This is a genomic window from Geodermatophilus siccatus (genome assembly GCF_900103785.1).
Lineage (GTDB): Bacteria > Actinomycetota > Actinomycetes > Mycobacteriales > Geodermatophilaceae > Geodermatophilus > Geodermatophilus siccatus.
The window spans coordinates 212,988-230,900 of record NZ_FNHE01000001.1 but is presented as its reverse complement, the minus strand read 5'-3'; the positions used below and the strand labels follow the sequence as shown (position 1 = coordinate 230,900).

General features: G+C 73.5%; 20 protein-coding genes. 16 read left to right on the top strand and 4 right to left on the bottom strand.

Going from position 1 to position 17,913, the window contains the following annotated elements:
• Window positions 1-11: 11 nt before the first annotated feature.
• The 14 genes from BLS21_RS01045 (at window position 12) to BLS21_RS00980 (ending at window position 11,441) form a co-directional block, all read left to right on the top strand.
• Window positions 12-668 carry an L-threonylcarbamoyladenylate synthase gene (locus tag BLS21_RS01045; protein ID WP_245699895.1) on the top strand — a complete coding sequence of 219 codons (657 nt, stop codon included), beginning with the start codon at window positions 12-14 and terminating at the stop codon, window positions 666-668.
• A 356-nt stretch (window positions 669-1,024) separates the two neighbouring features.
• Complete coding sequence (locus BLS21_RS01040) at window positions 1,025-2,275, top strand: glycosyltransferase family 4 protein (RefSeq protein ID WP_091212708.1); 1,251 nt, start codon at window positions 1,025-1,027, stop codon at window positions 2,273-2,275.
• Complete coding sequence (locus BLS21_RS01035; protein WP_091212705.1) at window positions 2,272-2,772, top strand: Cg1360 family ATP-synthase-associated protein; 501 nt, start codon at window positions 2,272-2,274, stop codon at window positions 2,770-2,772. The genes BLS21_RS01040 and BLS21_RS01035 overlap by 4 nt, the downstream gene beginning before the upstream one ends.
• 14 nt (window positions 2,773-2,786) lie before the next feature.
• Window positions 2,787-3,116 carry an AtpZ/AtpI family protein gene (locus BLS21_RS01030; RefSeq protein ID WP_091213696.1) on the top strand — a complete coding sequence of 110 codons (330 nt, stop codon included), beginning with the start codon at window positions 2,787-2,789 and terminating at the stop codon, window positions 3,114-3,116.
• The gene (atpB, locus tag BLS21_RS01025) at window positions 3,113-3,943 is read left to right on the top strand and encodes a F0F1 ATP synthase subunit A (RefSeq protein ID WP_091212702.1); all 831 of its coding nucleotides are present in this window, start codon (window positions 3,113-3,115) and stop codon (window positions 3,941-3,943) included. Before BLS21_RS01030 ends, atpB begins: the two co-directional genes overlap by 4 nt.
• Window positions 3,944-4,010: 67 nt before the next feature.
• On the top strand, window positions 4,011-4,238 hold the full coding sequence (atpE, locus tag BLS21_RS01020) for an ATP synthase F0 subunit C (protein WP_089304012.1): 228 nt from the start codon (window positions 4,011-4,013) through the stop codon (window positions 4,236-4,238).
• Window positions 4,239-4,285: 47 nt separating this feature from the next.
• Entirely contained in the window at window positions 4,286-4,873 is a 588-nt protein-coding gene (locus tag BLS21_RS01015; RefSeq protein ID WP_091212699.1) for a F0F1 ATP synthase subunit B, read from the top strand.
• Window positions 4,873-5,745, top strand: coding sequence for a F0F1 ATP synthase subunit delta (locus BLS21_RS01010; RefSeq protein ID WP_091212696.1), 873 nt, complete (start codon window positions 4,873-4,875; stop codon window positions 5,743-5,745). Before BLS21_RS01015 ends, BLS21_RS01010 begins: the two co-directional genes overlap by 1 nt.
• A gap of 48 nt (window positions 5,746-5,793) precedes the next feature.
• Window positions 5,794-7,431: a F0F1 ATP synthase subunit alpha gene (gene atpA / locus BLS21_RS01005; protein ID WP_091212694.1), complete on the top strand. Its 1,638-nt coding sequence runs from the start codon at window positions 5,794-5,796 to the stop codon at window positions 7,429-7,431.
• 2 nt (window positions 7,432-7,433) lie between these two features.
• The gene (locus BLS21_RS01000; RefSeq protein ID WP_091212689.1) at window positions 7,434-8,408 is read left to right on the top strand and encodes a F0F1 ATP synthase subunit gamma; all 975 of its coding nucleotides are present in this window, start codon (window positions 7,434-7,436) and stop codon (window positions 8,406-8,408) included.
• Window positions 8,409-8,486: 78 nt separating this feature from the next.
• On the top strand, window positions 8,487-9,923 hold the full coding sequence (atpD, locus tag BLS21_RS00995) for a F0F1 ATP synthase subunit beta (RefSeq protein WP_091212688.1): 1,437 nt from the start codon (window positions 8,487-8,489) through the stop codon (window positions 9,921-9,923).
• Between the two features lie 291 nt (window positions 9,924-10,214).
• Window positions 10,215-10,394: a hypothetical protein gene (locus BLS21_RS00990; RefSeq protein WP_091212685.1), complete on the top strand. Its 180-nt coding sequence runs from the start codon at window positions 10,215-10,217 to the stop codon at window positions 10,392-10,394.
• 216 nt (window positions 10,395-10,610) lie between these two features.
• Window positions 10,611-11,000: a F0F1 ATP synthase subunit epsilon gene (locus BLS21_RS00985; RefSeq protein WP_091212683.1), complete on the top strand. Its 390-nt coding sequence runs from the start codon at window positions 10,611-10,613 to the stop codon at window positions 10,998-11,000.
• 36 nt (window positions 11,001-11,036) lie between these two features.
• Window positions 11,037-11,441 carry a DUF2550 domain-containing protein gene (locus BLS21_RS00980; RefSeq protein WP_091212680.1) on the top strand — a complete coding sequence of 135 codons (405 nt, stop codon included), beginning with the start codon at window positions 11,037-11,039 and terminating at the stop codon, window positions 11,439-11,441.
• Window positions 11,442-11,541: 100 nt separating this feature from the next.
• Here BLS21_RS00980 and BLS21_RS00975 read toward each other — a convergent pair whose 3' ends face one another.
• Complete coding sequence (locus BLS21_RS00975) at window positions 11,542-12,186, bottom strand: cob(I)yrinic acid a,c-diamide adenosyltransferase (protein WP_091212679.1); 645 nt, start codon at window positions 12,184-12,186, stop codon at window positions 11,542-11,544.
• Window positions 12,187-12,300: 114 nt separating this feature from the next.
• Here BLS21_RS00975 and murA point away from each other — a divergent pair, with 114 nt between their 5' ends.
• Window positions 12,301-13,578, top strand: a complete 1,278-nt coding sequence (gene murA, locus BLS21_RS00970) for a UDP-N-acetylglucosamine 1-carboxyvinyltransferase (protein ID WP_091212676.1) — start codon at window positions 12,301-12,303, stop codon at window positions 13,576-13,578.
• Window positions 13,579-13,641: 63 nt separating this feature from the next.
• On the opposite strand, the gene BLS21_RS00965 is transcribed toward murA, so the two are convergent.
• Window positions 13,642-13,956, bottom strand: coding sequence for a hypothetical protein (locus tag BLS21_RS00965; protein WP_091212673.1), 315 nt, complete (start codon window positions 13,954-13,956; stop codon window positions 13,642-13,644).
• Window positions 13,957-14,050: 94 nt separating this feature from the next.
• Here BLS21_RS00965 and BLS21_RS00960 point away from each other — a divergent pair, with 94 nt between their 5' ends.
• Complete coding sequence (locus tag BLS21_RS00960; protein ID WP_091212670.1) at window positions 14,051-16,045, top strand: protein meaA; 1,995 nt, start codon at window positions 14,051-14,053, stop codon at window positions 16,043-16,045.
• Between the two features lie 58 nt (window positions 16,046-16,103).
• On the opposite strand, the gene BLS21_RS00955 is transcribed toward BLS21_RS00960, so the two are convergent.
• Window positions 16,104-16,811, bottom strand: a complete 708-nt coding sequence (locus BLS21_RS00955; RefSeq protein WP_091212667.1) for a YqjF family protein — start codon at window positions 16,809-16,811, stop codon at window positions 16,104-16,106.
• 1 nt (window position 16,812) lies between these two features.
• Window positions 16,813-17,841: a Gfo/Idh/MocA family protein gene (locus tag BLS21_RS00950; RefSeq protein WP_091212665.1), complete on the bottom strand. Its 1,029-nt coding sequence runs from the start codon at window positions 17,839-17,841 to the stop codon at window positions 16,813-16,815.
• Between the last annotated feature and the right edge of the window lie 72 nt (window positions 17,842-17,913).

The window sequence follows — 17,913 nt, the reverse complement described above, 5'->3', positions numbered from 1 at the left end:
ACTCGCCCTCCGTGGCCCCGTCTTCGACCCCGGCGACCTACGACTGCTCCGACCCCGACGCCCGTGCCGCCGGGCTGGACGCCGCGGCGGCGGCGATCGGCAGGGGCGAGCTGGTGCTCATGCCCACCGACACCGTGTACGGCGTCGCCGCCGACGCGTTCACCCCGCCGGCGGTCGCCGCGCTGCTGGCGGCGAAGAACCGCGGCCGCACGATGCCGGTGCCGGTGCTCATCGGCGAGGCGTCCACCCTCGTCGGCCTGGTCACCGTCGTCCCACCGCTGGCGACGAAGCTCGCTGAGGCGTTCTGGCCCGGGGGGCTGACCCTGGTCCTCGAGCACGCGTCGTCCCTGGCCTGGGACCTGGGGGACGCCGAGGGCACCGTCGCCGTCCGGCTCCCGGACGACGAGGTCGCCCGGGACCTGCTGCGGCGCACCGGCCCGCTCGCGGTCTCCAGCGCCAACCGCTCCGGGCGGCCGGCCGCGACCACCGCCGACGAGGCGGTCGCCCAGCTCGGCCCGCACGCGGCGGTCGTCCTGGACGGCGGGCCGCGCGCCGGGAGCGCCGCCAGCACGATCGTGGACTGCACCGTGCCGGCCCCGCGGGTCCTGCGGGTCGGGGCGATCCCGGTCGACCGGCTGCGCGAGGTCGTCCCCGAGATCGTCGACTGATGGCAGGACCCCGTCCTCCCCACCCTTCGCAAGCTCAGGGCGGGACCCGGGACGGGGCCGCCCCTGCCCCCCGCTGGCAGGCTCGCGGTGGGCCCGGCCCCTGCAGGGGGCCGTCCCAGCACCTCACCGGCTCAGGACCGGGGCCCGGACGGGCCACCGTCCTCCGCGCCCTCCGCATGCCCAGGACGCGGCCACTCCCGCAGGCTCCGGACCCCGGAAGGGCCAGGCGGGACGCGCGCTCCCGGTGGCGCGGAGGTCGGAGCGATACCGTGGGACCACATTCCGTCGTCGATCCCGGGAGATCCGCTGCGATGAGCACCCTCTCCTGGGGCACCGTCTCCGGCACCGCCTGAGCCATGCGCGAGTACGTCGTCGTCCTGCTCACCGCGGGCCTGGTCACCTACCTGGCCACCCCGGTGGTGCGGCTGGCGGCGGTCCGGCTGCGCATGATGGCCGCGCCGCGCGAACGCGACGTGCACGTCATCCCCACCCCGCGCGGCGGGGGCGTCGCGATGTACCTCGGGGTCGCCGCCGCAGTCCTCGTGGCGACGCGGCTGCCGGCCCTGCAACGCACCTTCGACGACTCGCAGACCGCCGCGGTCCTCGTCGCGGGTGGGCTGATCTGCGCGCTCGGCGTGCTCGACGACAAGTTCGGCCTGGACGCCCTCACCAAGCTCACCGGTCAGATCGCCGCCGCCGGCGTCATGGTCCTGCTCGGCGTCCAGCTGCTCTACGTCTTCCTCCCCGTCGCCGACATCGGGACGCTCTCCCTCGGGCCCGACATCGGCGTCCCGCTGACGCTGCTGCTGACCGTGCTCACCGTCAACGCGCTCAACTTCATCGACGGCCTCGACGGTCTGGCCGCGGGCGTCTCCGCGATCGCCGCGCTGGCCTTCTTCGCCTACAGCTACAACCTGGGCGTCGAGGGCTACGACGACATCGCCAGCGCCCCCACGCTGATCACCGCGGTCCTGGCGGGCGCGTGCCTGGGCTTCCTGCCGCACAACTTCAGCCCGGCCCGCATCTTCATGGGCGACTCCGGCTCGATGCTCGTCGGCCTGATGCTCTCCGCGGCCGCGGTCTCGGCGACCGGGCAGGCCGACCCGCAGACGTTCGACTCCGCGGCGACCCTGCTCCCGCTCGCCCTGCCGCTGCTGGTGCCGATCGCGGTGCTGTCCATCCCGTTCATCGACCTGGTCATGGCCGTCGTCCGCCGCAGCCTGCGCGGCCGCTCGCCGTTCTCGCCGGACAAGATGCACCTGCACCACCGGCTGCTGGCGATCGGGCACTCCCACCGGCGCGCCGTGCTGGTCATGTACTTCTGGGCGGCGCTGCTCTCCTTCGGTGCGGTGGGCCTGTCCATCACCGGCGGCCGGGTGGAGCTGCTCGTCGGCATCGCGGTGCTGCTCGTCCTCGGCGTCGTCGTGGTCCTCAGCCCGCGCGCCCGGCGGGCCGCCCGCGAGGCCCGCGCCGCCGAGCTCGAGGCCCAGCGGCGGCGCAGCCGCGCGCACCACCCCACGGGGCGGGCGCTGCGCACCGCCGCCCCCTCCGTCCAGGGCCGGCCGGCCGACCCGGCCGGCAAGCCGTCGCCCCAGGGAGTCCGATGACCGCCACCGGGACCGGGCAGCAGGTCCCGTGGGACCTGTCCTTCCTCCGCGTGGGGACGGCGGTGACCGCGGCGCTCACCGCCGTCGCCGCACCGGTCGCCGGGCTGCTCGCGGGGTGGGACGTGGCCGTGGCCGTGCTGCTCGGCGCCGCCGTCGTCACGCTCTTCTTCGCGCTGTCCGGCCTGGTCATCGCCTGGGCCGGGCGGCACGGCGACGCGTTCACGCTCCCGGCGGCACTGGGCTCGTTCCTCGTGAAGATCGTCGTCCTGGCCGCCGTGCTGCAGTCGCTGCCGGCCGACGGCTGGGTGGACCGTCGCGCCCTGGCGTGGACGGTGGTCGTGGGGGCGCTGGTCTGGAGCGCCGTCCAGCAGCGCTGGGTCTGGACCCGCCGGCTCTACTACGTCACCCCACCCGACCCGCCCCGTGCACAGCCCCCGGCTCCGCCCTCGACCGGGGGAACACCGCTGCCGCCGGAGAGCCCCTCGGCAGGCGGCTGATAGTGTCCCGGCCGATGGCCGAGGACAGCTCCTCCAGCGGGGGTTCTCGACCTCGACCTGCACCGTCCGCCCAGCGTCAGCCCAGCGGGGCCGACATCGGGTGGAGCATCACCGGGACCATGCTCTCGGGGATCATCGTGTGGGGCGGGGTCGGGTTGCTGCTCGACCGCTGGTGGGGCACGCGCTTCGTCGCCCTCATCGGCGTGCTCCTCGGCCTGACGGTGGCCATCTACCTGGTGGTCGTCAAGTACGGTGCCCCGCCCCCGACCGAGGGGTCCGGGCGCACCGGCTCCACCCGGGGCGGGCGCCGCAGCCCGACCAGGACGCAGAAGGGACAACGGTGACCTCCAGCGCCCACGCGCTCGTCGACGTGCTCGCCGCCGAAGGTGGCGGTGAGGAAGGCGGGTTCCACGCCCCCACCATCGCCGAGTTCTACCCGGAGCCGGTCGCCTCGTTCTCGCTGCTGGGGATCGACTTCGAGATCACCCGGATCACGATCATCATGTGGATCGCGACCGCGGCGATCCTCACGCTGCTGGTGCTCGCCGCCCGCAAGGCCGCCGTCGTGCCGGGCAAGCTGCAGTACATCGGCGAGAGCGGCTACTCGCTCGTCCGCGACGGCATGGCCCGCGACGTCATCGGCCCGAAGGGGCTGCCGTTCGCGTCGTTCCTCGCCTCGCTGTTCTTCTTCATCCTCGCGAACAACTTCATGAGCATCGTGCCGTTCGCGCAGATCTCGCCGAACTCCAAGTTCGCCTTCCCGCTGGTCCTCGCGGTGATCGTCTGGGTGCTCTACAACTACATCGGCATCCGGGAGCAGGGCGCGGGGCGCTACTTCAAGGACGCCGCCATCCCGCCCGGCGTGCCGGTCGGTGCGCTCATCCTCGTGACGCCGATCGAGTTGCTGCAGGTCTTCATCATCCGGCCGTTCACGCTGGCGGTCCGGCTCTTCGCCAACATGTTCGCCGGGCACATGCTGCTCGTCGTGTTCTCGCTCGGTGCGGTCTACCTGCTGACCGCCGGCGGCATCATGCCGATCTTCGGTGCGGCCTCGTTCCTCATGGCGCTGGTCATGACCTTCTTCGAGCTCCTGGTCATCGTCCTGCAGGCCTACGTCTTCGTCATCCTCACGGCGACCTACCTCAACGGCGCCGTCGAGCCCGCTCACTGACCGCACCACCCCCAGCCAGCCGCCCGGGGGACCCCCCGGGCGACCGACACAGGAGGAATCCCAAGCAATGGACGCACTGGCAGAGCTGACCGGCAGCATCGGTTCGGTCGGCTACGGCCTCGCCGCGATCGGCCCGGGCATCGGCGTGGGCATCGTCTGGGCCGCCTACATCCAGGCGACCGCTCGCCAGCCCGAGTCGGCCGGCCTGACCCGGACCTACGCCTTCCTCGGCGCCGCGCTCTCCGAGGCGCTGGCGCTCATCGGCCTGGTCGTGCCCTTCATCTTCGGTCAGTGACCTGGTCCCCCGGGTCGGACCCCATCTGACGTAGGGACGTGCAGAGCATGAGCAACCTGGCTGCGGAGAGCGTCAACCCGCTGCTCCCCCCCGTGGGGGAGATCATCATCGGGACGATCACCTTCGCGATCGCCTTCTTCGTCCTGGCCAGGTTCGTCTGGCCGCGGTTCGAGCAGGTCTTCCGAGCCCGCCGCGAGGCGATCGAGGGCGGCATCGAGCGGGCCGAGACCATGCAGGCCGAGGCCCAGGCGGCGCTGGAGCAGTACCGCGCCCAGCTGGCCGAGGCGCGCACCGAGGCCGCGCAGATCCGCGACCAGGCCCGGGCCGAGGGCCAGCAGATCCTCGAGGAGCTGCGGGCCCAGGCCCAGGAGGAGTCGGCGCGGATCATCGCCCGCGGCGAGGAGCAGCTGGCGGCCTCGCGGCAGCAGGTCGTCAACCAGCTGCGCGGCGAGATCGGCGCGCTCGCGGTCGACCTGGCCGGCCGCGTGGTCGGCGAGTCCCTCGAGGACCAGGCGCGTCGCAGCGGCACCGTCGACCGGTTCCTCGACCAGCTCGACGGCATGGCCGCCGGTGCCTCGCCGGACGGCCGGGGCGGTGCCACCGGCAGCTCCGTGTACGCGCAGGGCGACCGCTGATGGATGCCTCCAGCCGCGAGGCGCTGGCCGCCGTCCGGGACCGGCTGGGCGAGATCACCCGGCCGGCCTCCGGCCTGCTGGAGCGGGCGCGCGACCGCCTGACCGGCCAGGAGCGGGCCGCGACCCCCGAGGAGCTCGCGGCCCTGGCCGACGAGCTGTTCGCCGTCGCGCGCCTGCTCGACGGGCAGGTCGCGCTGCGCCGGGCGCTGTCGGACCCGTCGGGCAGCCCGGCGGACCGGGCCGGCGTCGCGCGGCGACTGCTGTCCGGCCGGGTCTCCGAGGCCACGCTCGACCTGGTCGAGACCGCGGCCCGGCAGCGCTGGTCGCGGCCGCTGGACCTGGTGGAGGCGACCGAGACCCTGGCCACGGACGCCGCGCTGGACGCCGCGGACGCCCGCGGTGAGCTCGACGGCGTCGAGGACGAGCTGTTCCGCTTCGGGCGTATCGTCGCGGGAGATGCGGAACTGTCCCGGATCCTCAGCGACCGCACCGCTCCGGCCGCCGGCAAGACCGCGCTGCTGGACCGGCTGCTCGCGGGCCGGGTCAGCCCGATCTCCGCGATGCTGCTGCGCAACCACCTCACCGGGCGGACCATCGGCAACGCCGAGAACGTCGTCGAGCGCCTCTCCGAGGCGGCCTCCACCCGCCGCGGCCAGTCGGTGGCGCACGTGACGACCGCCGTGGCGCTGACCGACGCGCAGGAGCGCCGGCTGGCCGAGCTCCTCGGCCGCCTCTACCACCGCCCGATCGGCCTCCAGGTGACCGTCGACCCGAGCGTGCTCGGCGGCCTGGTCATCCGCGTCGGGGACGAGGTCATCAACGGCAGCATCGCCCACCGTCTCGAGGCCGCCGGCCGACGGCTCGTCGGCTGACCCGGCTCCCACTCAGACACCACCCAGCAGGGAAGAGGACACCACGCCATGGCCGAGCTGACGATCTCCGCTGACGAGATCCGCAGTGCCATCCAGAACTACGTCACCGAGTACTCGCCCGACGTGTCGCGGGAGGAGGTCGGGATCGTCACCGAGGCCGGCGACGGCATCGCCCGCGTCGAGGGCCTGCCCTCGGTCATGACCAACGAGCTGCTCGAGTTCGAGAGTGGCGTCCGCGGCCTGGCGCTGAACCTCGACGTCCGTGAGGTCGGCGTCGTCATCCTCGGCGACTACGCCGGCATCGAGGAGGGCCAGCAGGTCCGCCGGACCGGCGAGGTCCTCTCCGTGCCGGTCGGCGACGGCTACCTCGGCCGCGTGGTCGACCCGCTGGGCAACCCGATCGACGGCGCCGGCCCGATCGCGACCACCGGCCGCCGGGCGCTGGAGCTGCAGGCCCCGACCGTCGTCCAGCGGCAGTCGGTGCACGAGCCGATGCAGACCGGCATCAAGGCCATCGACGCCATGACGCCGATCGGCCGCGGCCAGCGCCAGCTGGTCATCGGTGACCGGCAGACCGGCAAGACCGCGATCGTGACCGACACGATCATCAACCAGAAGCAGGCCTGGGCCACCGGCGACCCGACCCAGCAGGTCCGCTGCATCTACGTCGCCGTCGGCCAGAAGGGCTCGACGATCGCGGCCATCCGGGCCTCCCTCGAGGAGGCCGGCGCGATGGAGTACACGACCATCGTCGCCGCGCCCGCCTCCGAGGCCGCGGGCTTCAAGTACATCGCCCCCTACACCGGCTCGGCCATCGGCCAGCACTGGATGTACGAGGGCAAGCACGTCCTGATCGTCTTCGACGACCTGTCCAAGCAGGCCGAGGCCTACCGCGCGGTCTCGCTGCTGCTGCGCCGTCCGCCGGGCCGCGAGGCCTACCCCGGCGACGTCTTCTACCTCCACTCCCGGCTGCTGGAGCGCTGCGCGAAGCTCTCCGACGAGCTGGGTGCCGGGTCGATGACGGGTCTGCCGCTCATCGAGACCAAGGGCAACGACGTGTCGGCCTACATCCCGACCAACGTCATCTCGATCACCGACGGGCAGATCTTCCTCGAGACGGGTCTGTTCAACTCCGGTGTCCGCCCGGCGATCAACGTCGGCATCTCGGTCTCCCGCGTGGGCGGCTCGGCGCAGATCAAGGCGATGAAGTCCGTCGCCGGCCGGCTGCGGCTGGACCTGGCCCAGTACCGCGAGCTCGAGGCCTTCGCCTCGTTCTCCTCCGACCTCGACGCCTCCAGCCGCGCGACGCTCGAGCGCGGCCAGCGCCTGGTCGAGCTGCTCAAGCAGGGCCAGTACCAGCCCTACCCGGTGGAGCGCGAGGTCGCCTCCATCTGGCTGGGCACCACCGGCAAGCTGGACAAGGTGCCGGTGCCGGAGGTGCGTCGCTTCGAGGCCGAGTTCCTCGACCACGTCGCCCGCAACCACGGCGGCGTCTTCGACGGGATCCGGCAGAGCAAGGCCCTCGGCGACGACGCCGTCCAGGGCCTGGAGCGTGCGGTCGAGGAGTTCTACGGCCAGTTCCAGACCTCCGACGGCGGCACGCTGCACATCAACGAGGCCGAGGCCGAGGCCATGGACGCGTCCGAGCGCGGCCAGGAGCGCGTCCAGGTCAAGCGGAGCGCCTGACCGTGGCCGGCAACCTCCGCGCGCTGCGGCGCCGCATCCGCTCCACGCAGTCGACGAAGAAGATCTTCTCGGCGCAGGAGCTGATCGCCGGCGCCCGCATCGTGCGCGCCCAGGCCCGGGTGGAGGCCTCCAAGCCCTACGCCCGGGAGATCACCCGGGTGCTGTCGGCCCTCGCGGGTTCCGCGTCGCTGGACCACCCGCTGCTGACCGAGCGGCAGGACGCGCGGCGGGCGGCGGTGCTGGTCATCACCTCCGACCGCGGCTTCGCCGGCTCGTACAACGTCAACGTGCTGCGCCGGACCGAGGAGCTGCTCTCGCTGCTCCGCCAGGAGGGCAAGGAGCCGGTCCTCTACGTGGTGGGCCGGAAGGGGGAGACCTACTACTCCTTCCGCAACCGCCCGGTGGCCGAGACCTTCACCGGGTTCTCGGAGCAGCCCAACTACACCGACGCGCAGCGGGTGGGGGAGCAGCTCATCGCCGCCTTCACCGCCGGTGAGGACGACGACGAGACCGGTGCCGGCGCCGACGGCGTCCTCGGCGTGGACGAGCTGCACATCGTCTACACCGAGTTCCGGTCGCTGCTCGCGCAGGTCCCGGTCGCCAAGCGGATGGCCCCGCTGGAGGTCGAGGAGGTCGAGGAGTTCGACTACGAGCGGGAGGACCGGGAGAGCGGCGTCACCACCGGCGACTCCGGCGTCCCCACCTCCTACGAGTTCGAGCCCTCGCCCGACGCCCTCCTCGACGCCCTGCTGCCGAAGTACGTGACGACGCGGATCTTCGCGGCGATGCTGGAGTCGGCGGCGTCGGAGTCGGCGTCGCGGCGACGGGCCATGAAGTCGGCCTCGGACAACGCCGAGGAGCTGGCGAAGAACCTCTCGCGGCAGGCGAACCAGGCTCGCCAGGCCGAGATCACCCAGGAGATCAGTGAGATCGTCGGCGGTGCGGACGCGCTGGTGTCCGCGGGCGCCGACGACTGACCCCACCCCCGCCGCTCCCGCGGCAGGGACACCGAAGACGCGGACCAACGCAAGGCCGAGGGCAGGAGAGCAGTACAGATGACCGTCACCGAGGACCGTCCGACCACCCAGACGACCGGCCGCGTCGTCCGGGTCACCGGGCCGGTCGTCGACGTCGAGTTCCCGCGCGACGCGATGCCCGACCTGTTCAACGCCCTGCAGGTCGAGGTCACCCTCGCCGACCTGGGCAAGACGCTGACCCTCGAGGTCGCCCAGCACCTGGGTGACAACGTGGTCCGCACCATCTCCATGCAGCCCACCGATGGCCTGGTCCGGGGCGCCGAGGTCCGGGACACCGGCTCCGCGATCTCCGTGCCCGTCGGTGACGTGACCACCGGCCACGTGTGGAACGCGCTCGGCCAGTGCCTGGACACCCCCGGCTACGGCGCCGACGCGCCGCGCTGGGAGATCCACCGGCACGCGCCGCGCTTCGACCAGCTCGAGGGCCGCACCGAGATGCTGGAGACCGGCATCAAGGTCATCGACCTGCTGACCCCCTACGTGGCCGGCGGGAAGATCGGCCTGTTCGGTGGTGCCGGCGTGGGCAAGACGGTGCTCATCCAGGAGATGATCCGCCGCGTCGCCCAGGAGTTCGGTGGCGTGTCGGTGTTCGCCGGCGTCGGCGAGCGCACCCGTGAGGGCAACGACCTCATCACCGAGATGACCGAGTCCGGCGTCATCGAGTCCACCGCCCTGGTCTTCGGGCAGATGGACGAGCCGCCGGGCACGCGTCTGCGGGTGGCGCTCTCCGCGCTGACGATGGCGGAGTACTTCCGCGACGAGCAGAACCAGGACGTGCTGCTCTTCATCGACAACATCTTCCGGTTCACCCAGGCCGGGTCCGAGGTCTCCACGCTGCTGGGCCGCATGCCCTCCGCCGTGGGGTACCAGCCGACCCTGGCCGACGAGATGGGCGAGCTGCAGGAGCGGATCACCTCGACCCGCGGCCACTCCATCACCTCGATGCAGGCCATCTACGTGCCCGCCGACGACATCACCGACCCGGCGCCGCACACCACCTTCGCCCACCTCGACGCGACGACGGTGCTCAGCCGGCCGATCTCGGAGAAGGGCATCTACCCGGCCGTGGACCCGCTGGACTCCACCAGCCGGATCCTCGACCCGCAGTACATCGGGCAGGAGCACTACGCGATCGCCCAGACGGTGAAGCAGGTGCTGCAGCGCTACCAGGAGCTGCAGGACATCATCGCGATCCTCGGCATCGACGAGCTCTCCGAGGAGGACAAGGTCACGGTCAACCGGGCCCGGCGCGTCGAGCGCTTCCTCTCGCAGAACATGTTCGTCGCCGAGGCCTTCACCGGTCAGCCTGGCTCGTTCGTGCCGGTGTCGGAGACGCTGCAGGCGTTCAAGGCGATCACCGACGGCGAGTACGACAACGTGCCGGAGCAGGCCTTCTTCATGTGCGGTGGCCTCGAGGACCTCGAGCGGAACGCCGACAAGCTGAAGCGCGCCTGAGCGAGGACCACCTCCCCCCGCCACTCGTCGGAGGACCCCGTCCTCCCCACCCCTCGCATGCACGGGGTGGGGGCGGGACGGAACCGGCGAGGTGTCCACCAGCACCGCCGAGAACGGCCGGGTCCCCAACGGGACCCGGCCGTTCCGTGTTTCCCGGTGGCGCGGCGGGTAGCCCCGGCGCGGCGGTCCGGACGGGTGGGTGTGGTGCGGGTCGCCTCAAGGGCTCCTCGCCCTGTGCCGATCTTGTGCGAGGACGTCCGGACCAGCTGGGCGGCGATCGGGAGAGACGACGTGGACGGCATCACCGGGACGCGGGTGGACGGCGCCGACTGGAGCTGGCCGCCGTCCGCGGCGGTGCCCTACGTCGGCGGGCGGCAGTTCCACACCGAGGACTGGGCGCCGGCCTCGACCGTGCGCCGTCCCTGGGTGCGCGTGGGCCGCTGGACCCTGCTGTACCGCCGCTGCGCCTGAGGCAGGACCTCCCTGCCCCCGCCGCTCGCGAGCTCGTGGCGGGACCCTGCAGGGAGGCCACCGTCCTCCGCACCGCTCGCGAGCCCGCGGTGAGCCTCCGGACGGGGCCTTGGCGGGGACGGCGCGGGCACGGCGGCTAGAGTGTGCCCGACCCGTCGCCGTGTCCAGCCCGGACGTGGCGACCCGTACCGCCGGCCGGTGGACCCGAGGAGTGTCGTGGCGACCCTGCATGTCGAGTTGGTGGCCGTCGAGCGGATGATCTGGTCCGGCGAGGCCAACATGGTGGTGGCCCGCACGACGGAGGGTGAGCTCGGCGTCCTGCCCGGCCACGCGCCGCTGCTGGGCCAGCTCGCCGAGGGCGGCGTCGTCACCGTCCGCACCGTCGAGGGCGAGGACATGGTCGTCGCGGCCCACGGCGGCTTCCTGTCGGTGACCGACCGCGGTGTCTCCATCCTCGCCGAGACCGCGGAGATCTCCTCCGAGATCGACGTCGAGCGGGCCCGCGAGGCGTTGCGCCGGGCGGAGGAGGCCGGCGACGACCCCGACGCCCTCGCCGCCGCCAGGCGCGCGCAGTCGCGACTGCGCGCCGCCGGTCAGGACGCCTGAGCCTCCGGCCGCCCGCCTGACCGCCCGGCGCCCCCGATGACGACCGAACTGCTCCTGGTGGTCGTGGTGGGGGTCCTCGTCGGACTGGTCGTCGCCTTCCTGCTGCGCCGCCGCTTCCTGCTCTCCGGGCTCGGTGCCGTCACCATGTGGCTGCGGTCGGCCGGCTCGCCGCGCTGGTCGGTGGGCGTGGCCTGGTACGGCGGCGACTCGCTGCTCTGGTACCGGGTGCTGTCGCTGTCGGTGCGTCCGCAGCAGCGGCTGTGCCGGGCCGAGTTCCGGGTGCAGGGCCGGCGCCGTGTGGATGCCGGGGACGTCGCCCTCCCCGACGACGTCGTCGTCCTCTCCTGCGCCACCGCGGCCGGACCCCGGGAGCTGGCCATGGACCCCTCGACCGTGACCGGCTTCCTCTCCTGGGTGGAGTCCGCGCCCCCGGTCCGCTGAACGGCCCCCTCCAGGGCACCACCGCGGCCCCGTCCCGGGTCCCAGCCCGAGCTCGCGGCGGTCGGGGAGGACGGGGTCCTTCTGGGGGAGGGGTGCTCCGTCAGTCGGCGGCCGGGGTCTCCGCCGCCGGGGTCTCCGCCGCCGAGGACGCCGCGGCCCGCTGGGCGTGCGCCCCGCTGTGCGCGCCCGGCTCCCACAGCACGTCGCCGCCGGGGTTGGCCACCCGCGCGAGGATGAACAGCAGGTCCGAGAGCCGGTTGAGGTAGCGCGCGGTCTCGGCGTTGGTGCGCTCGCCGTCGGCCTGCAGCAGCGCCCACACGCTGCGCTCGGCCCGCCGGGTCACCACGCGGGCCTGGTGCAGCAGCGCGGCCAGCGGCGTTCCTCCGGGCAGGATGAAGCTGGACAGCTTGGGCAGCTCGGCGTTGTACGTGTCGCAGGCCGCCTCCAGCCGCTCGGTGTAGGCGGCGGTCACCCGCAGCGGCGGGTACTGCGGGTCCGGCGTGACCGGGGTGGAGAGGTCGGCGCCGACGTCGAACAGGTCGTTCTGCACGCTGCGCAGCAGCTCGGTCAGCTCCGGGGTCGGCGACCCGAGGGCCAGCGCCACGCCGAGCACGCTGTTGGCCTCGTCGACGTCGGCGTAGGCGACCAGGCGCGGGTCGGTCTTGGCCACCCGGCTCATGTCCCCGAGGTGCGTCTGGCCGGCGTCGCCGGTCTTCGTGTAGATGCGGGTCAGCCGGACGGTCATGCCCGGAGCCTAGAAGAAGGACCCCGCTGCCCTCCCCTTGGACGCCCCCCTGCCCCCCCACCACTCGCAGGCTCGCGGCGGGACCCTGCAGCGGGGCCACCGTAGGGTGAGCCGGTGGAGTGCTTCGAGGTCACCGGCGGCACGGCCCTGACCGGGCGGGTGCGGGTGACCGGCGCGAAGAACAGCGCCCTCAAGCTCATGGCCGCCGCGCTGCTGGCCGCCGGGCGGACGACCATCGACGAGGTCCCCGACATCCTCGACGTGGCGATCATGAGCGAGGTGCTGCGCCGACTCGGGTGCGACGTCACCTACGAGCGGCACGCGGTCGGCGGCGGTGGCCGGCTGGTCGTCGACGTGCCCGACCGGCCCGGCACGGAGACCGACTACGACCTGGTGCGCCGGATGCGGGCCTCGATCAGCGTGCTCGGCCCGCTCGTCGCCCGCTGCGGGTCGGCCAGGGTGGCGCTGCCCGGCGGCGACGCGATCGGCTCGCGCGGGCTGGACATGCACATCTCCGGCCTCGAGCGGCTCGGCGCCACGATCGAGAGCGAGCACGGCTTCCTCGTGGCCACCGCGCCGCGGCTGGAGGGCACGAGCATCTGGCTGGACTTCCCGTCGGTCGGCGCGACGGAGAACCTGGTCATGGCCGCGGTGCTCGCCGAGGGGACGACGGTCATCGACAACGCCGCCCGCGAGCCGGAGATCGTCGACCTCTGCGCGATGCTCACCGCGATGGGCGCGCAGATCGACGGCGCGGGCACCTCGACCATCACCGTCGACGGCGTGCCGGGGCTGCAGCCGGTCACCTACACGACCGTGCCCGACCGGATCGTCGCCGGCACCTGGGCCATCGGGGCGGTGATGACCCGCGGGGACGTCGTCATCGAGCGGGCCGTCGCCGACCACCTCACCGTGGCGCTGGCCAAGCTCAGCGACGCCGGTGCGCAGGTCGAGCCGCTGCCCGACGGGCTGCGGGTGGCGATGGACGGCCGCCCGCGCGGCGTGGACGTCGTCACGCTGCCCTACCCGGGCTTCCCGACCGACCTGCAGCCGATGGCGGTCGCGCTGGCCGCCGTCTCCACGGGGACGGCGCTGATCACCGAGAACGTGTTCGAGGGCCGGTTCATGTTCGTCAACGAGCTGGTCCGCCTGGGTGCCTCGGTGCGCACCGACGGCCACCACGCCGTCGTCCGGGGGCGGGAGCGACTCTCCAGCGCGCCGGTGCTGGCCACCGACATCCGGGCCGGCGCCGGGCTGGTGCTGGCCGGGCTGGTGTCCGACGGCGTCACCGAGGTGCAGGACGTGCACCACGTCGACCGCGGCTACCCCGACTTCGTCGAGCAGCTGCGCGGACTGGGCGCGCGGATCGAGCGGGTGCAGCGCCCCGACTGATGGCCCTCGTGCAGGGGCCCGAGCCGAGCGGAGCGAGGTCCGGGGGGCACGAGGGTCGTCTCGCTAACCGGGTCGGAACGACGCGGCCAGCGCGCGGGCGCGGTCGGCGTCCTCGGGGAAGACCAGCACCTCCGCCCGGTGCGGACCGGGGACGCGCACGGTCGAGCGGATCCCGGCGTCGGAGAGCACCGCGCGCAGCGCCAGCGCCGACTCGCGCCGGGAGAGCGTGGCGACGCGGGTGAGCAGCCCGTCGTCCGCCGGGGGACGACGGCGCGGGTCGCTGCGGAAGGCCCACCGCAGGAACAGCGCGAGCCCCGCGACGACGGCGAACGCGATCACCGGTCCCGCCAGGTAGTGCGTGCCGGCCACCGGTGCCATCGCGGTCCTCCCCTCGGCGCCTGCGAGTGTGCCACCGGGGGACACCCCGAGGGGTCGCTTCTACTGGCCGGTAACACCCCTACACTCCGCTGGCATGCCGTTCCCGCACCTGCCGGAGGAGCGCGACCGCCCCTGGGTCATGCGCACCTACGCCGGTCACTCGTCGCCGGCCGAGTCCAACGCGCTGTACCGGCGCAACCTCGCCAAGGGGCAGACCGGCCTGTCGGTCGCCTTCGACCTGCCGACGCAGACGGGCTACGACCCCGACGACGAGCTCTCCGTCGGTGAGGTCGGCAAGGTCGGCGTGCCGATCACGCACATCGGCGACATGCGCGCGCTCTTCGACGGCATCCCGCTCGACGAGATGAACACGTCGATGACGATCAACGCGACGGCGATGTGGCTGCTGGCGCTCTACCAGGCGGTCGCGGAGGAGCACGGTCACGACGTCAGCAAGCTCGCGGGGACGACGCAGAACGACATCATCAAGGAGTACCTGTCGCGGGGGACGTACGTCTTCCCGCCCGGGCCCTCGATGCGGCTGATCACCGACATGGTCGCCTACACGGTGTCGGCGATGCCGAAGTGGAACCCGACCAACATCTGCAGCTACCACCTGCAGGAGGCCGGGGCGACGCCGGTGCAGGAGATCGCCTACGCGATGAGCACCGCGATCGCCGTCCTGGACTCGGTGCGCGACTCCGGCCAGGTGCCGCAGGAGCGCTTCGGGGAGGTCGTCGCGCGCATCTCCTTCTTCGTCAACGCGGGCGTCCGCTTCGTCGAGGAGATGTGCAAGATGCGGGCGTTCACCCAGCTGTGGGACGAGCTGACCCTCGAGCGCTACGGCGTGCAGGACCCCAGGCACCGCCGTTTCCGCTACGGCGTGCAGGTCAACTCCCTGGGCCTGACGGAGGCCCAGCCGGAGAACAACGTGCAGCGGATCGTGCTGGAGATGCTGGCGGTCACCCTGTCCAGGGACGCCCGCGCCCGGGCCGTGCAGCTACCTGCCTGGAACGAGGCCCTGGGCCTGCCCCGGCCGTGGGACCAGCAGTGGTCGCTGCGGCTGCAGCAGGTGCTGGCCTACGAGACCGACCTGCTCGAGTACGACGACCTGTTCACCGGCTCGGTGGTCGTGGAGCAGAAGGTCGCCGAGCTGGTCGAGGGCGCCCGCGCGGAGATCGCCCGCGTGCAGGAGATGGGCGGCGCGGTGGCCGCCGTCGAGTCCGGCTACATGAAGGGCCAGCTGGTCGCCTCGCTCGCCGAGCGGCGCCGCCGGATGGAGAGCGGGGACGTCGTCGTCGTCGGCGTCAACCGGTTCGAGGCCACCGAGCCCAACCCGCTGCTGGCCGACCTCGACGCCGCCATCCAGGTGGTCGACCCCGCGGTCGAGACCGCCGCCTGCGAGTCGGTGCAGAAGTGGCGCGCCGAGCGCGACCCGGAGCCGGTCGAGCGGGCGCTCACGCGGCTGCGTGCGGTCGCCGGCACCGACGAGAACCTCATGGCCGCCACCCTCGAGTGCGCCCGCGCCGGCGTGACGACGGGGGAGTGGGCCGGCGTCCTGCGCGAGGTGTTCGGCGAGTACCGGGCGCCCACCGGCGTCGCCGCGGCCGCCGGGGGTGGCGAGGCCGACGCGTCGTTGGCCGTCGTCCGGGAGCGGGTGCGCGCCACCGGTGAGGAGCTCGGCGGGCGACTGCGGTTCCTGGTCGGCAAGCCGGGCCTGGACGGGCACAGCAACGGCGCCGAGCAGATCGCCGTCCGCGCCCGGGACGCCGGCTTCGAGGTCGTCTACCAGGGCATCCGGCTCACCCCGGCGCAGATCGTGAGCGCCGCGGTCGAGGAGGACGTGCACGTCGTCGGCCTGTCGGTGCTCTCCGGCTCGCACCTGCAGGTGGTGCCGGCGGTGCTGCAGGGGTTGCGGGATGCGGGCCTCGACGACGTTCCCGTGGTCGTCGGCGGGATCGTCCCTGACAGCGACGCCCGCCGGCTGCGGGAGCAGGGGGTGGCCCGCGTCTTCACGCCCAAGGACTTCGGGCTGACCGACATCATGGGCCAGATCGTCGACGTGGTCCGCGAGGCCAACGGCCTCTGAGGGAGGACCTCCGGGCTCTCCCCGCAGGCTCGGGGACGCCGAGGAGGGGCCGCTGCGCTCACGTCCGGCTCGGGAGCCCGAGGCGGACGTCGTCCACACCGGGGGAGAACAGGACGCTCACCGGAGGACCGGGCGCTGCGGGGATCCCCGCCGCGGCCAGCGGGTCACCGGCGAGATCGACGAGCTCGGCGGTCTGCAGCGGCCACGGTGGGTGCGCCACCGGCAGGTGGACGGTGCGGCCGGCGACCCGCGTGTGCAGGCCCCAGCGGTCGGTCACGAAATGCTCCAGCGGACCCGCGGGCAGCGGGGCCCCGACGCGCAGGACGATCCGCAGGTGCCGGCCGGCGACCACGACGCACAGGTCGTCGTCGCGTTGCACGCGAGTGTGCGACCGCACGTACGGCAGGCGGGTGACGGCCCGCGCCGCCAGCACGGGCAGCAGCCGCTCGGCGTCCATGCGCAGGAAGACGACGCCGCGCCGCCCGCGCCGGTCCACGGCGTACAGCCGGACGTTGACCTCGGCGAACGACCCGGCCCACGGCAGCGCGGGGCCGGCGCCGAGAGCCGTGCGCGTGATCCGCAGCGCCACCACGCCGGCATAGGTCACGTCGGCCAGCACGTCCGGCCGGGTGCCCGGCGGCAGCAGACCGGCAGCGACGGCCGGGTCGAGGGGCCAGTGCAGGAAGGCGACGTCCCGCCAGGTCTGCCGCAGCAGGGCCGGCCGGACGTCGTCCGGTGGCGTCGGCGGTGGCAGTCCGGGGTCCACGTCAGCCCAAGGGGACGGCGACGCCCTCGGTGGCGCTGCGGCGGGCGGCGTCGAGCACCCGGGCGGTGGCGACGGCGTCCCGCGGGTCGACCGGCACCGGCCCCTGCCCGCGGACGGCGGCGGCGAAGGCCGGGTAGAAGGTGTCCCAGCGGCCGCGCTCGGTGGGCACCACGACGCCGTCGTCGCCGCGGCACAGCCGGCCCCAACGCTCCTGCGGCTCGGCGCCCCAGTGCTCGTCCAGCGTCGCCGGCGTCTGCCCGGCCAGCAGCGCGGCCTCCTGCCCGTCCATCGGCCCGCCGACGACGTAGGCGCCCTCGGTGCCGCTGACCCGGAAGCGGTCGCCGGGGGCGCCCTGGCTCCAGCTGCCCCACAGGTGCGAGCGGGCGCCGTCGGCGTGCGTGAGCGCGACGAAGACGTCGTCGTCCAGGCCCGACTCCCGCACCCGCCACTCGGCGTAGACGCTCGTCACCGGGCCGAGCAGCAGCAGTGCCTGGTCGACCAGGTGGCTGCCGAAGTCCAGCAGCGTGCCGCCGCCCGCGGCCGGCGGGCCCGGTTCGGGCTCGAACCGCTCGAAGCGCGACTCGAAGCGGGTCACCGTGCCGAGCCGGCCGGCGTCCGCGAGCGCCCGGACGGTGCGGTAGTCGGAGTCCCAGCGGCGGTTCTGGTACGGCGCCAGCGCCAGCCGGCGGGCCGCGGCCAGCTGCACCGTCCCCTCCGCGGCCGCGGCGTCCAGCGCGAAGGGCTTGTCGCAGACCACGGCGAGGTCCAGACCCAGTGCCTGCTCGCTCAGCGGGGTGTGCGTGTCCGCCGGGGTGGAGATCGCCACCGCCTCGGCGCCGGCGTCGGCCAGCTCGTCGAGCGAGCCGAAGGTGCGCAGGCCGGGGTGCTCCGCGGCGACCTGCGCCCGCCGCTCGGCCGACGTCGTGACCACGCCGAGCAGGTCGACCTCCGGCGCGGCCGCCAGCAGGGGTGCGTGGAAGTACCGGCCGCCGAAGCCGTAGCCCACCAGTCCGAAGCGCACGGGGTCCATGCCGAGATCCTGCCCTGTCCGGGTCCCCGCCCGGAGGGCCGGAGCGGTCCCGCGACACGGGCAACCCGGGGT

Excerpts from the sequence above, each read along its gene's own strand:
- BLS21_RS01040 (WP_091212708.1), top strand. The coding sequence starts at position 1,025 with ATGCGCGAGTACGTCGTCGTCCTGCTCACCGCGGGCCTGGTCACCTAC.
- BLS21_RS01035 (WP_091212705.1), top strand. The coding sequence starts at position 2,272 with ATGACCGCCACCGGGACCGGGCAGCAGGTCCCGTGGGACCTGTCCTTC.
- BLS21_RS01030 (WP_091213696.1), top strand. The coding sequence starts at position 2,787 with ATGGCCGAGGACAGCTCCTCCAGCGGGGGTTCTCGACCTCGACCTGCA.
- atpE (WP_089304012.1), top strand. The coding sequence starts at position 4,011 with ATGGACGCACTGGCAGAGCTGACCGGCAGCATCGGTTCGGTCGGCTAC.
- BLS21_RS01015 (WP_091212699.1), top strand. The coding sequence starts at position 4,286 with ATGAGCAACCTGGCTGCGGAGAGCGTCAACCCGCTGCTCCCCCCCGTG.
- BLS21_RS01010 (WP_091212696.1), top strand. The coding sequence starts at position 4,873 with ATGGATGCCTCCAGCCGCGAGGCGCTGGCCGCCGTCCGGGACCGGCTG.
- atpA (WP_091212694.1), top strand. The coding sequence starts at position 5,794 with ATGGCCGAGCTGACGATCTCCGCTGACGAGATCCGCAGTGCCATCCAG.
- atpD (WP_091212688.1), top strand. The coding sequence starts at position 8,487 with ATGACCGTCACCGAGGACCGTCCGACCACCCAGACGACCGGCCGCGTC.
- BLS21_RS00980 (WP_091212680.1), top strand. The coding sequence starts at position 11,037 with ATGACGACCGAACTGCTCCTGGTGGTCGTGGTGGGGGTCCTCGTCGGA.
- BLS21_RS00975 (WP_091212679.1), bottom strand. The coding sequence starts at position 12,186 with ATGACCGTCCGGCTGACCCGCATCTACACGAAGACCGGCGACGCCGGC.
- BLS21_RS00965 (WP_091212673.1), bottom strand. The coding sequence starts at position 13,956 with ATGGCACCGGTGGCCGGCACGCACTACCTGGCGGGACCGGTGATCGCG.
- BLS21_RS00960 (WP_091212670.1), top strand. The coding sequence starts at position 14,051 with ATGCCGTTCCCGCACCTGCCGGAGGAGCGCGACCGCCCCTGGGTCATG.
- BLS21_RS00950 (WP_091212665.1), bottom strand. The coding sequence starts at position 17,841 with ATGGACCCCGTGCGCTTCGGACTGGTGGGCTACGGCTTCGGCGGCCGG.